General features: G+C 40.0%; 11 protein-coding genes. 8 read left to right on the top strand and 3 right to left on the bottom strand.

The features are described 5' to 3' along the window. The first annotated feature begins 1 nt into the window (after position 1). Both L2735_RS03670 and L2735_RS03675 read left to right on the top strand, forming a co-directional pair. Positions 2 to 325 carry a hypothetical protein gene (locus L2735_RS03670; protein ID WP_248983405.1) on the top strand — a complete coding sequence of 108 codons (324 nt, stop codon included), beginning with the start codon at positions 2 to 4 and terminating at the stop codon, positions 323 to 325. A 163-nt stretch (positions 326 to 488) separates the two neighbouring features. Further along, complete coding sequence (locus L2735_RS03675; RefSeq protein WP_248983406.1) at positions 489 to 1,298, top strand: potassium channel family protein; 810 nt, start codon at positions 489 to 491, stop codon at positions 1,296 to 1,298. A gap of 330 nt (positions 1,299 to 1,628) precedes the next feature. On the opposite strand, the gene L2735_RS03680 is transcribed toward L2735_RS03675, so the two are convergent. After that, complete coding sequence (locus tag L2735_RS03680; protein WP_248983407.1) at positions 1,629 to 3,113, bottom strand: CYTH domain-containing protein; 1,485 nt, start codon at positions 3,111 to 3,113, stop codon at positions 1,629 to 1,631. A 224-nt stretch (positions 3,114 to 3,337) separates the two neighbouring features. Between L2735_RS03680 and L2735_RS03685 the strand changes: the two genes are divergently transcribed. The 6 genes from L2735_RS03685 to L2735_RS03710 all read left to right on the top strand — a co-directional run bounded on the left by L2735_RS03685 (position 3,338) and on the right by L2735_RS03710 (position 9,620). Beyond that, positions 3,338 to 4,021, top strand: a complete 684-nt coding sequence (locus tag L2735_RS03685) for a TIGR00153 family protein (protein WP_248983408.1) — start codon at positions 3,338 to 3,340, stop codon at positions 4,019 to 4,021. A 24-nt stretch (positions 4,022 to 4,045) separates the two neighbouring features. After that, positions 4,046 to 5,314, top strand: a complete 1,269-nt coding sequence (locus L2735_RS03690; protein ID WP_248983409.1) for an inorganic phosphate transporter — start codon at positions 4,046 to 4,048, stop codon at positions 5,312 to 5,314. Positions 5,315 to 5,613: 299 nt separating this feature from the next. Beyond that, complete coding sequence (locus tag L2735_RS03695) at positions 5,614 to 6,135, top strand: TIGR04211 family SH3 domain-containing protein (RefSeq protein ID WP_248983410.1); 522 nt, start codon at positions 5,614 to 5,616, stop codon at positions 6,133 to 6,135. Between the two features lie 554 nt (positions 6,136 to 6,689). Next, positions 6,690 to 8,021: a Na+/H+ antiporter NhaC family protein gene (locus tag L2735_RS03700; RefSeq protein WP_248983411.1), complete on the top strand. Its 1,332-nt coding sequence runs from the start codon at positions 6,690 to 6,692 to the stop codon at positions 8,019 to 8,021. 178 nt (positions 8,022 to 8,199) lie between these two features. After that, the gene (locus L2735_RS03705) at positions 8,200 to 8,904 is read left to right on the top strand and encodes a DUF998 domain-containing protein (protein ID WP_248983412.1); all 705 of its coding nucleotides are present in this window, start codon (positions 8,200 to 8,202) and stop codon (positions 8,902 to 8,904) included. Between the two features lie 14 nt (positions 8,905 to 8,918). Beyond that, positions 8,919 to 9,620: a pseudouridine synthase gene (locus tag L2735_RS03710; protein WP_248983413.1), complete on the top strand. Its 702-nt coding sequence runs from the start codon at positions 8,919 to 8,921 to the stop codon at positions 9,618 to 9,620. Positions 9,621 to 9,643: 23 nt separating this feature from the next. Here the strand turns inward: L2735_RS03710 and L2735_RS03715 are convergent, their stop codons facing one another. Both L2735_RS03715 and L2735_RS03720 read right to left on the bottom strand, forming a co-directional pair. Further along, complete coding sequence (locus L2735_RS03715) at positions 9,644 to 11,800, bottom strand: S46 family peptidase (protein ID WP_248983414.1); 2,157 nt, start codon at positions 11,798 to 11,800, stop codon at positions 9,644 to 9,646. A gap of 258 nt (positions 11,801 to 12,058) precedes the next feature. Next, positions 12,059 to 13,264 carry an amino acid permease gene (locus tag L2735_RS03720; protein ID WP_248983415.1) on the bottom strand — a complete coding sequence of 402 codons (1,206 nt, stop codon included), beginning with the start codon at positions 13,262 to 13,264 and terminating at the stop codon, positions 12,059 to 12,061. Positions 13,265 to 13,555: the final 291 nt, after the last annotated feature.

Below are 13,555 nucleotides of genomic sequence, written 5' to 3' on the forward strand. Positions count from 1 at the left end.
CATGAGTAAAGGTAAATCATTACCAGATACATGGATTAAAAATCAGCAAGCAGCAAAAGCAACGCAAGTGGCTTTTGACCTCGATGAAAAGTTTCAATACTTAATTCGAAAAGCAGCGCTTGATGCAGGTGTTAGCCCTTCTGATCAAATACGTGCGATCTTAGGTTTAGAAGTCACTAAACGTCCTAAACGACCAAGATTAACGGTTTCGCTGAGCCAAGATGACTATGCCATTTTAGCTCAACGCTATGGACTAGAATCAGATGCACAGCTTGAAATCAAAAAACGTGTATTAGATGATTTAGTCCAGTTTGTTGATGTCTAGTTTGTTAGCCTTCAATTGCGTTTAGCAATTATTTAATATCACAATTTTGACTATCGGATACAAAACACGCTTTCGAGCGTGTTTTTTTATACCTTAAGATTGTCTCGCCACAGTTACATTGATAGCATCATTACAGAGATATTCTGTAGAAACGGATTTTAAAATGATTGATAAAAAACGCTGGTCACTGAAAGCCCTAAATGGCCCAAGCCCATTTGATTTAGCCATGATGGTGTTATCGCTCTTTTCAGTCATAGTGGTTTTGATACTGGCTTTTAGTCATGTGGATACTGAAACTAGACGTTTATTGCTCTTTATTGATCTCAGTATTTGTATCATTTTCATGGCACGATTTTTTTATGGTTTATTCAAAGCAACTAATAAGAAATTCTACCTACGCCATCATTGGATTGATTTTGTTGCCAGTATTCCGGCTATTGAAGCGCTGCGTATCGCTAGAGTTTTCCAAATCCTCAGAGTCATAAGGTTAATAACAGTTAGCCGCACTTTAATTATTCCATTATTAAAGCAACGTAAACAGACCACTTTAGCCAGTTTACTATTAGCATTGGTATTTATCTTAACGACTGCTTCAATTATTATTTTATTAGTTGAATCTGGCGTTGAAGGCGCCAATATTGAAACAGCTGAACAAGCCATTTGGTGGACGTTAGTGACAATATCAACCGTTGGTTATGGTGATTACTATCCCGTCAGCACTATTGGGCATGTGATTGGTGCTATTGTCATTATGAGTGGTGTTAGCTTTTTTGGTGTCATTTCTGGTTATATGGCATCGGTTTTTGTCGCTCCAGATGAGAATGAGCGAAATGAGAATAATCAAAAAGAAATCAAGTTTGAACTTGAAAAAGCGATTACTAGAATGGAGCAAAATCAAGCTCAAATGGAAAAGAACCAACTACAGATGCTAGAAGAAATCACCCGTTTGCGTAAAGAAATCAATGATAAATAACCTGAGCTCGGGATAACAACTTGCTTTCTAGAGGTTATTTTTACTGATAACGGCGTTAAATTTGTTTGCAATAGGCCAGCTATTGACGCACAAATTTGCCTTGTTCTAAACAAAAAATATCTCTCTAGAATAAGATTGAAAGCAAACATGTAATAATTCAAAAGTTTAACTAACTTCTTATCCCAAGTTCAGGATAAGTAGTCTTCGTTGCTTAAAGTGACCAATAAAAAACCTATCGTTTGATAGGTTTTTACATTTTATCGATGACAGAAATGCGTTGTCCTGCAACTGACTATTATTCGATACTAGACGTTAGGTGATAGATGCTCATCACTTCCAATAAGGTTGATTACCAAGCGCACTTTTTCTAGAGTGCTCCATCGCAAATAATAAGCTTTGCTCTTTATCTTCTAACCAACTCGCAATATCCACATCACTGTCTTGGGTCAGTTTTGCTAACAGTTGATAGCAGCCTAGTGTTTGGATACCTAAGGCTAAATCCTGCCACGGAGCACGAAAAGCTTCTCTATCTTCAGCTTGATAAAGCTCACCATACGCAAAACCCACCAAAATACTCTCATCTAACGCTTGAGCCACTTTTTGATAATCTAAGCTATCCATCGCTGCACTCGCAGGCATTAAATCGACGATTCTTTGCCAAGAATCCTGCTGTAAGTGATTGGCAAATAAGCCAAGCTCAGGATAGTCCACCATTTGATGGCTACCATTGGTTGTTTGTAGCAACAAATCAACAAGGGATAATTGTAGTTGTCCATATTCAGGCACTTGCCAAAGTTGAGCAAGTTTATGAAATGAAACTAACTCAGTGACACTTTTTAATACCAATTCAGTAATGACGGTTTTATTAACTCGCTTACCGAGTAGCTTTTTCTGGTCATCTAAAACGAGACTCAGACTCTGTAAAGGTTCGATGAACTGCATTTGTTGTTCGATTAAATCAAAGTATTGAAGCACTTGTTTATTTAGCAAGCCAAACTGACTCAAAGTCAGTCTTAGTAACCTGACGCACGCTCGAAGCTGCATCCAAAGTTTAGCTTGATGGGGAATGTCCTGTGTTTCTATCAGCAAAGATTCAATAACCTGCCAACGTTCAATACCGGTTTCCAGTAATACTTGTAAGGTTTTCGAGAGACTTTTATCAGTCGGCAGGCAAATATATTCAATACTTTCTAATGGCGTAGAGTGTTGGTGACCCGATAATTGATAACCTCGTTGAGCTTTACTGGCTTTACCTAATCGGACGGGAATGGTTTTAGCCACTTCAATGGCTAAGTGCAATAAGGCCGATGCTTCACCTGCAAGTAACTCAAACTCAATTTCGCAAATAGACTCAGTTTGACCATTGGCAATCACATCACCTAAATCAAATGCAACCTCAACTAAGCTGCCCTCTATATAGATATGCCAGGCTTGACGAGTAAAGTTGGTTTCAAAAACACAATGCAAATCATCTTGTATTGCGTCTATCTCTGCTTCATTTGGCCAGATATCTTTTGGAAACAAATCCAGCGAAGGTGTTTTTTGATCAATGGCAATATTGTACTCAGGACGAGTATGAATACCGCCGATAACTGAACCTGCAGTTTTTATAGTCTGCTCGGTGAAATTTTCACCACTCCTGACTCGTAAACCCATTTTCCAATGACGCAATTGTAATGCGCCTGTATCAAAATATTTATTTGATAATTTTCGAGTTTCTTGTGGTGTAGATTCACTCATTCCATTAAGTAAATTTACTAATAAATCATGGTATTGCGACTGCATAAACAGCTTAAGTTCTATCTCAGCGTCCATTGACTTCTTACTCACCTTGTCATTAAATCTTCATAAATGCGTCATGATAAGTTCATAATGTCACATTTCTGTCATAAAAATCCCTTAGGATTGCGTAACTCAGTTCTATATACTGAGCGATAATAACTGTAGATTAAATTAAAAACACAGTTTCAATATGCGGACGCTTGAGGTAACATGCGCCCGTTTTTCCAACTTTGGAATCATTAAATAGGTTAACCGCAATGCCAGTAAACTCTATTTTAGGTGTGTTTGCAAAATCACCCCTTAAACCATTAGAACAGCATATAGATAAAGTTCATGAATGTGCATCTTTACTCTTACCCTTCTTCGAAGCTACGACTGCGGGAGATTGGGATAAAGCTGTAAGTGTTCGTAAGCAAATTAGCTTATTAGAAAATGACGCTGACGCGCTAAAGCGTGAAATTCGTCTTACCCTTCCTAGTGGGTTGTTTATGCCAGTTGAGCGTACTGACTTGCTTGAGTTATTAACTCAGCAAGACAAAATCGCTAACAAAGCTAAAGACATCTCAGGCCGAATTATTGGTCGCCAATTAGTTTTCCCTCAACCAGTTCAAGCACCGTTTAATGCTTACCTCAAACGTTGTTTAGATGCTGTCTCTCTTGCAAAGCAAGCAATTAACGAACTCGATGACCTACTTGAAACAGGTTTCCGGGGTCGTGAAGTCGAATTAGTCGCCAAGATGATCAATGAATTAGATCTGATTGAAGATGATTCTGATGATTTGCAGATCCAAGTACGTCGTTTACTACTAAGCTTGGAAGCAGATTTGAATCCTGTCGATGTCATGTTTATGTATAAAATCATCGAATGGGTTGGAGGCTTAGCTGATTTAGCTGAGCGTGTAGGCTCTCGCCTAGAGTTAATGTTAGCTCGCAGTTCATAACTAAAAAGTTATCAAGGAAACAACATGGTTGATGTATTAGTCACCAATGGTCCAATGCTCATTGGTATTGCGGCTGTATTTGGATTTTTGATGGCATGGGGTATTGGCGCGAATGACGTTGCTAATGCTATGGGTACCTCAGTAGGTTCCAACGCCATCACAATCAAACAAGCAATTATTATTGCAATGATCTTCGAATTTGCCGGTGCTTATTTAGCAGGTGGTGAAGTTACTAGTACTATTCGTAAAGGTATTATCGACGCAAGTTTCTTCGTTGAATCGCCTGAATTACTGGTATACGGAATGATCGGCTCTTTATTAGCAGCAGGTTTATGGTTAATCGCGGCGTCGGCTCTAGGCTGGCCTGTATCAACGACTCACTCTATCATTGGCGCTATCGTAGGTTTCGCAGCTGTTGGTGTAGGTACTGAAGCTGTTGAATGGGGTAAAGTGATCGGTATTATTGGTTCGTGGGTTGTCACCCCTGCCATCTCCGGTTTTATTGCTTTCATGCTATTCCAAAGTGTTCAAAAATTAATTTTCAACACTGATGATCCTCTAGCTAATGCCAAGCGTTATGTACCTTTCTACATGGGACTTGCGGGCTTCATCATGTCGCTTGTGACCATCACAAAAGGACTTAAGCACGTTGGCTTGCATTTTTCGACTGCTGAAGCCTATGGCTTAGCACTAGCAGTTGCTATTGGTGTGGGGATCTTCGGTAAGGTAGCAATTGGTCGTTTGAACATGCCAACTGATATAAACCGCCAAGCCGAGTATGCAAATGTTGAGAAGGTATTTGCTATCTTAATGGTCGTGACTGCATGTTGTATGGCATTTGCTCACGGTTCAAATGACGTAGCTAACGCCATTGGCCCATTAGCAGCTGTTGTATCGGTTGTTAACAGCGGCGGTGAAATTGGCTCAAAAGCAGCTTTAGCTTGGTGGATCCTTCCATTAGGTGCTGTGGGTATCGTAATGGGTCTAGCTATCTTTGGTAAACGCGTTATGCAAACCATTGGTAAAAACATTACTCACCTTACACCTAGCCGTGGTTTTGCTGCTGAATTAGCTGCTGCGTCTACCGTTGTTATTGCTTCTGGCACAGGGCTTCCTATCTCAACAACACAAACGCTTGTGGGTGCTGTTTTAGGTGTGGGAATGGCGCGTGGTATTGCTGCAATTAATATCGGTGTAGTCCGTAATATTGTCATCTCTTGGGTGGTAACACTCCCTGCTGGTGCTGCATTATCTATCTTGTTCTTCTTCACCATTAAAGGTGTATTTAGCTAAGATAGCGATTGCTATATTGCTTTTAAAAGCCGGTCATGAAAATGTCCGGCTTTTTTGTGACTTTTTGTTGAGTGTTAAATAGTCTAAGGCACTCTGCTCTAAAAGCTATAATTGCAGCGATTTTGACTAGAATTTCACATTTACATCAGTAATAGCGCTTATTTAAATAAGTCTTTGACGTTCTTCCTTGCAATCAAGTCGCTAAATAAATAGCATGACGGATAGTTCTAATGGTATGGAAAAATAACGTGTTCAGAATGCTTACAATAGTAGCCCTGCTACTTCTCTCAAAAGGTTTAATGGCCCAGACGCATTACATTACTGACGATGTGTTTATTTACATCCACGGTGGTCCAGGCACTCAATATCGTATTTTAGGCAGTATCGAAGCTGGCCAATCAATTACGTTATTAAACGAGACACAAAACGATTACAGTAAAATTCGTGATCATAAAGATCGTGAAGGATGGGTAAAATCTGATTTGATTGAAACAGGATCGAGTCTACGAACCCGTTTACCGATTGTTGAAGCAGAATTGGCACAAACCAAAGCAAGCTTAGCCCAATTAGATCAAAGTTCTGAGTCTGTTGCTCAAGAGCTGACCTCTTCAAATAACCAGATTACCTCTTTGCAATCTGAGTTAGCTAAGGTTACTAATGAGCGTGATACCGCGAATCAACAGCTACAATCGATTAAAGATAATGCCCAGTCAAAAATGTGGCAGCAAGGCGCATTGATTGCAGGTCTAGGCGCACTAATTGGTATTATTTTGGTCTACTTACCAAGACCACAGCGTAAGCAGAAAAGTCGCTGGATGTAATCTAAGTCGCTTTACCTCCCCCCAAAAGCCAATGCACTGCATTGGCTTTTTTGTTATGTGTTGACTACTGCCCTAGCGCAAAGCCCTAACACAAAGCCCTAACACAAAGCTCTAACACATAACCCAAAGCTAAAATTTAAACAACTTCAAAAGTCGATTGTTCACCTTATTAGTATTCAATCAACCATTGCACCGGAATCGATAACGGCAAAATCTAAACAAACAATAAAACCTACAGGTTTTGAATCGTTTGCCCTTATGCGCGACTTGCTTATTGTTCCTGCCCAAACAACACTTTTTAATCAAAAATGTTAATTTAACAACACAAAATATAGTGTATTTTGTAAAAGTTAACCCAGAGGCAAAGAAGTCTAGACGTCTAGATTGACACTAATTTGTAGATCTCCTATGCTTGCCAGAAGTTAAGAAGTCATCATAATGACTAGTTAATAATAAAGGGTTTGCTAAAGTAGTTAATTGCACACTAAGACGTTTAATCAATTTTACCAAATTCAATAAGACCAAAATCAACAAAGACAAAAAGAGAGACGACCTTGACGACACAAAATACCACCGAGACGAGCCCAGCCTCTTTTATCGCTTTACTGCCACTATTTGCCTTTTTAGCATTATTTATTGGTGCAGGCGTTTACTTTCAAAGCCAAGGCGTAGACTTTGCTTTCTATCAACTCCCTAGTGTCATCGCTATTCTACCGGCGATTATTTTGGCTCTGTTGTTATCGAAACAAAAATTAAACCAGTCTATTGATACCTTTATTGCAGGTATTGGCCACAGCAACATCATTGCGATGTGTTTAATCTATTTATTAGCAGGTGCATTTGCATCTGTTGCCAAAGCAACAGGCGGTGTTGATGCTACAGTTGCTTTAGGTCTTTCAATGATCCCTTCAAGTATGCTGTTACCAGGCTTTTTCGTCATTGCAGCCTTTATTGCGACAGCAATGGGAACTTCAATGGGGACTATCGCTGCCGTAGCGCCAATCGCTTTAGGTGTCGCTGATCAAGCACAAATTGACTATGCGTTAATGGCAGGCGCTGTAATGTCTGGCGCACTGTTTGGTGATAACTTATCAATTATTTCTGACACCACAATTGCAGCAACTCGAACCCAAGGCTGTGAAATGAAGGATAAGTTCAAAGAGAACTTAATCTTTGCCCTACCGGCATCGCTTATTACGCTTGTTTTGTTTGCCGTCATCGGCCAAGGTCAAGCAGAAGTTGCTGCGCAAGAAATTGATATTATCAATGTCATTCCTTACCTAACTATTCTGTTTTTAGCTGTCGCGGGCGTAAACGTATTTGTGGTATTAACAGTCGGTATTTTACTGGCTGGTGCAACAGGGCTATTCATTGCCGACTACAGCGTTATTCAGTTCGGACAAGACATTTACGCTGGTTTCACTAATATGCAAGAAATCTTCATTCTTTCAATGTTAGTTGGCGGTCTTGCGGCGTTAATGCAGCAGCAAGGTGGATTGAAGTTTGTAAGTGAAAAAATTGAAGTACTGATTAAGCGTTTTTCAAAAGCTAAAGGTGGTACTTCAACTCGCGCTGCAGAATTAGGCATGGCTGGTATTGTTGCTGCAACGAATACCTGTGTTGCTAACAATACCGTATCGATTGTTGTTGCTGGTGACATCGCTAAAGATTTAGCCCAAAAACACGGGGTAGAACCAAAGCGTGCAGCAAGTGTGTTAGATATCTTCGCTTGTATCGTTCAAGGTCTTATACCACATGGCGCGCAGGCTCTATTAATTGCTTCCACGTTTGCTATTAGCCCTCTGGCGGCAATTTCAAATGCTTGGTATTGCATGATTTTAGCCGTGGTTGCTATCGCTATCGTCATTCTTCGTAAGCGTCACTAATCAACCTCGTTAGAACATCATAGTGAGAAGATAGTTTTATCACATTTAAAACCTGATATTGATAAGCCATTTGGCAATTAATATCAGGTTTTTTGTTTTTATTATTTAATAAAATAACTGGTTTAGTGATAATCTGTAGCCAACATAGCATTAACAAAAGTTGATACCCAAGCACCTCATGTCACAGTCTATTGAAGCCAATAAACATTACGACCTACATTTAATGATTATTTTCATGTCTTTAGCGACGGCGTTAATCAGTGGTCTTGGAATTACTACAGCCTTAATCGCAGAAGTTTCTCGTTTAGGCGTAAGCCCGTTAAGCATTCGCGCCGATACACTAGGCGATTATATGACTTCGCCTTTAGCCATTGTGTACAATATGGGACTAGTGATTGGCGGCGCTTGCCTCATGCTATCGATGCTAGCTCGATACTATGTCTTTGAAGATTTTTATAGTAGAACAATTACTATTACAGGGGCTTTATTAGGCATCTTGATTGTATTGATTGGCATTTTTCCAATTAACTTTCTTGAGCAACACCGCTTTTTCTCGACAGGCTACCTCATTTGTACTTTCGTGCTACACAGTTTTTGCTTTATTGATTACTTCAGGAAAAATAGCTCTCTTTCAGCCTCCTTATTTGGCTTTAATATTATCGGGTTGATTTTCTCTGTCGCATTAATGTACCTGCTGAATTGGTCTACATTAGACTTTGATCCATGTACTCATGGCCCCAATGATATCTGTTGGGTATCGCTAGTGATGTGGGCCCTGACCCAAGCCAATATTCTATGGTGTGTGTTACTTGGTCTGAACATGAAAAAATTAATCAAAAGTCAGCAAAAACGACTTTCAAACCTTGCCTTTGCGAGCCAATAACCTTGCCAGTAAAAATGCGATTAGAACAATACCTTGCTCATTGCGGAGTAAGTTCACGCCGCCAAGCGCAGCGTCTTATCGCGGCTGGTCGAGTCAGTTTTAACGGCCAACTTGCTACGCCATTAGATAGAGTGAGTGAAACGGCAATTAACCCCAATATTCTATTGGACGGTGCGCCCATTGCGCCCATTGAAAGTAAACAGTATTGGCTTTATCACAAACCTGTAGGCATTGACTGTCGTTTACTGCCCGACCTTCCCTCAAGCCTCATTCATATTCTTCCTCCAGCGCCGCGGCTGTACCCCGCAGGGCGGTTAGATAAAGATTCTCGGGGATTATTACTACTCACCAATGATGGTGAACTCACTCATAGATTAATGCACCCAGATTTTGGCCATGAGAAAGTCTACCTAGTCACAGTAGATCGCAACTTTACCAATGAGTTTATTGAACAAATGTGCCAAGGGGTTAGCTACCGAGATGTCACCACCAAACCTTGTAAAGTAGAAGCTGTGAGTGATATGCAATTCAGAATTACCTTAACTCAGGGATTGAATAGACAGATCCGCAGAATGGCAAAAGCTTTGGGTTATAACGTGATTGATTTAGTTCGTATAAGCATGATGAATTGTCAGCTTTTAGACCTACCAGAAAAACAAATGCGGCCCCTAGAGGCCGCAGAAATTTCAATGTTAAGGCATCAACTTAATCTGTAGATGCCTTAAATATTGATATAACGTTATTTTACGATTTCCATCTCTTCAAGTAAGTTATCAGCGTTATCTAAATACTTCATAACCCAAAGCATATAACGGCTATCCACTTGAATTGAACGGTTCGTTTCAGGATCGTAACCCCAGTCACCAATAATACTCTCGTAAACACCATCAAACAGCAGTCCAACAAGTTCTGCACGGCCATTTAGTGTCGGAGAACCTGAGTTACCACCTGTTGTATCAAGGGTTGATAAGAAGTTAACTGGTACAGAATCAAGCGACTTAACATAGTAATCGCCGTACTGTTTTTGATTAATTAGCTCAAGCTGCTTAGCTGGAGCATCAAATGGGTCAACACCCGTATCTTTAGCTACGATTCCTTCTAAACGCGTAAATGGTACTGCCACTAAACCATCTTGTGGGCTATAGCCTTTTACATTACCCACAGTAACGCGCAAGCTAGAGTTAGCGTCTGCATAAACAGGCTTATCTAATTCACGGTTATAAGCAATGATTGCGTCCATGTACTGAGGACGAACTTTCATTAAGTCACCAGCAAGTTGCTTTTTATCGAGCTCACGCTTCATTCTTTCATCATAAGTATTAACAGCATATTGAATGAATGGATCCTTCGATTTTTTGAACTCTGCTACAGACTTATCCATCCAGGCTAAGCGGGTATCTTTATCTGATAGTGTCGTTTTAGCGTACATTTTATCAAGGTTCTTAGTGAACTTAGCTTCATCGAACTTTTTACCAATCGCGAACGCTTTATCAAATGCAGGTAGACGCTGTTCAGTCGGCAACGCAGCATAACGTTTGATTAAATCCGCAAGCATGGCTTTATCCACACTTGCAGCATAACGACGTTCAATACGCTCCATGCCTGAGGTGAAGTTAGTCATATCACGCTCTTGATAACCAGGCTCACGCTCCATATCCGGTAAGGCTTTTTCGTTAGCTAGGCGATATAAACGGCTAGCAGTGCTCAGCATAGTGCTATAGCCCATGTAGCTCATCAATAAATCACGTTCTTGATCTTGTTGGCTCTTGGCAATTAATTTATCTAATTCAGCCAGCGTTTCGCCATATTGAGACTGACGCTTCTTATCAGCTTTAATCCACTTAGATAACTTTTGCTCAAGATTTTTACGCTCTTCAAGCATTGGTGATTTGCCGTAAAACTCAATCATTGAGGTAAAGTTTTTGGCATAGTTAGCTAGACCTGCGATAGAGCTTTCATACTTAATACGCTCATCACTGCCTTCAGGAGCAGTTGTTTTAATAATATCGATTAAGCTTTCACGAAGGATTTTACCCTCTGGGTAAGCCCACTCAAATTGATTCTCGACTTCATTCGCTGTTCGGTATCGGTTTGTACGGCCAGGGTAACCTGCCACCATGACAAAATCGCCATCACTTACGCCTTTAGCTGATACTTTTAAAAAGCTTTTTGGTTCGTAAGGAACATTGTCTTTACTAAAATCAGCAGGCTTACCATCTTTACCCACATAAGCGCGGTAGAAAGAAAAGTCACCGGTATGACGTGGCCACATCCAGTTATCGATATCGCCGCCGTACTTACCCACACTTCCCGCTGGGTTGTATGTTAAACGAACATCACGAATTTCCATTTGTTTAACGAGGTAATATTCTAGTCCACCATGGAAGCTATATACTTTACAACGGTAGCCGTCTTCAGCTTCACATTCAGCAACCAGTGCTTTTTCTTTTTGCTCGATGCCTTTATAAAAGTCATTACCGACTTTGTTCATTTCGCCAGATTTAACTTGTTCAGTCACATCAGTCACTTCTTCAGTGACAAAAATACGTGAACCCGGCGTTGCTGGTAATTCTTCAGCATAGGTTTTTGCTAAAAAACCATCTTTTAATAAATTCTTTTCAGGCGTTGAGTTGTACTGAATAGCGCCGTAAGCACAATGATGGTTAGTGACAACTAATCCCTTAGGTGAAACAAATGATGCTGTACAACCACCTAGGCTGATCACTGCATTCATCGGATACTCGGTTAATTTTGAAATTGAGTTAACATCAATTTCTAACCCTTTAGCTTTTAACTCATCAGCCATCGCAGGTAACTGATATGGCTGCCACATTCCTTCATCTGCTTGAGAGGCAAATGATGCCAAAATTGCAGCACTTAATAACCATGTTTTCATTATAATAATTCCATTTTTAGTTAGCACACATTTTGCTTATTATTCTTTTATACCAATTACAGTAAACCTTCTAACACAAGCAATATAGACAAGATATCACTTGCTAAAGGAAGGTTAGCCATGCTGGTTTACCCCATAAAAAAGTCAGGCATATAGCCTGACTTTATCATATCGAAAGAAGTGAATAATAGCGGTTGTAAAACTCCGTTACATTGTTATTTCCTTTCTAGTTCTTATATAGCAAATATATTGGTCTATTTACCCTAGCGCAACCATCAACTGAGCAAGAACAATTAGCACACCTAATAAGCCTGTAATGCCTAAAGCAAGGTTTCCGCCACTGACTTCATAACCACCCATTTGTGCTTTACGTTGCTTAAGTGCCATTGCAATCGGTAAGAAAATAATCATCACAACCAAAGGAATTGCAGCAAAACCGAGCACTTGGAAGAAACCATCTGGGTAATACAATGCACACAATAATGGTGGTACAAATGTAATCAGCCAAGTTTTAGCTCGTCCACCTATATCATCTTTAGCTCGAGTCAGCTCTGCAACGTAATCGAACAAGCTCATAGTGACACCCAAGAAAGAGGTAACTAAAGCAAGGTTTGCGAATAAATCAATAAACTGGCTAACAATGGCAGACTGAGCAACGCCTTGAAGCGCTGAAACTAACTCAGGTAAAGAGCCTTCAAAGCCATGAACGGTTTCTCCACCTAAAGTACCTAAGGTCACTAATAGCCATAATATGTAGCAGAATAGAGGGATAGTTGAACCAATCAGTAGAATTTTTCTAAGAGATATGGCATCACCATCAAGGTAGCGCACAATCGTTGCGATACACACATGGAAACCAAATGAAGTGAATACCACAGGAATAGCTGCTAGCCATAACTGATCAAGTTTATCGCCTTCAGCCACATTGGCCGAGAAGTTAGTCAATGAAGCAACTATATTCACTTCAGGTAATAAGAAGGCGACAACAAGAACTAATAGCACCACCATCGCAGTGAATAACACCCTTGAGACTTTATCAATCCAAGTCACACCAACGGCAATGAAACCACCGAAAATCAAAGTAAATAACAGTACCGATACTTGGTTATTTAAATCAACACCAAGAAGCGGCTCTAAGCGAGACTCAAGCAACGAAGAACCGCCCATTAGATACACCATCGTCAGTGCAAATAATAAACTCAAAAAAGAAGCACCTTGGATTAACTGACCCACTTTACCTAAGGTTTTACCAGTAATGCCATGTACGTTATCACCGACACCTGCACGTAAATTAATTTCTAACATCAATAATGAGGTATATGCTGATAATCCCCAAATCACTACCAGCAATAAAATTGCAGGCATAATACCTAATGCTGCTGTCGCAAGGGGTAAAGCTAACATACCCCCGCCAATCGCAGTTCCTGCCACAATGGCTATTGAGCCAAGCATTTTTAAGTTCAAAACATGAGTCCCATTTAATTGTTATTTACTGGTCGTTACATTGCATGTAACAAATGCAGATGAAGTCTTGTTGTTGATTCATTATGCTGTTTTGACAGTATCAGATGCTTCTTGTAACAAGCAATAGGTATAGACAGATAAAGGCTTACAAGCGCGTTAATAAACAATTACGCAACAACTTATTAAAAACTTTAACGACACAATTTTGCAATGGCGTAGCATTACAACACTACATTAAATTTTATTAGAGAAGTGGCTTAAGCAAGAAGGTAATACAAATATAAGACGGGC

The sequence above is a fragment of the Shewanella olleyana genome, assembly GCF_023283825.1.
GTDB classification, from domain to species: Bacteria; Pseudomonadota; Gammaproteobacteria; order Enterobacterales; family Shewanellaceae; genus Shewanella; species Shewanella olleyana.

Coding starts and splice junctions, on each gene's coding strand:
- L2735_RS03670 (WP_248983405.1), top strand. CDS start 2: ATGAGTAAAGGTAAATCATTACCAGATACATGGATTAAAAATCAGCAA.
- L2735_RS03675 (WP_248983406.1), top strand. CDS start 489: ATGATTGATAAAAAACGCTGGTCACTGAAAGCCCTAAATGGCCCAAGC.
- L2735_RS03680 (WP_248983407.1), bottom strand. CDS start 3,113: ATGGACGCTGAGATAGAACTTAAGCTGTTTATGCAGTCGCAATACCAT.
- L2735_RS03685 (WP_248983408.1), top strand. CDS start 3,338: ATGCCAGTAAACTCTATTTTAGGTGTGTTTGCAAAATCACCCCTTAAA.
- L2735_RS03690 (WP_248983409.1), top strand. CDS start 4,046: ATGGTTGATGTATTAGTCACCAATGGTCCAATGCTCATTGGTATTGCG.
- L2735_RS03695 (WP_248983410.1), top strand. CDS start 5,614: ATGGCCCAGACGCATTACATTACTGACGATGTGTTTATTTACATCCAC.
- L2735_RS03705 (WP_248983412.1), top strand. CDS start 8,200: ATGTCACAGTCTATTGAAGCCAATAAACATTACGACCTACATTTAATG.
- L2735_RS03710 (WP_248983413.1), top strand. CDS start 8,919: ATGCGATTAGAACAATACCTTGCTCATTGCGGAGTAAGTTCACGCCGC.
- L2735_RS03715 (WP_248983414.1), bottom strand. CDS start 11,800: ATGAAAACATGGTTATTAAGTGCTGCAATTTTGGCATCATTTGCCTCT.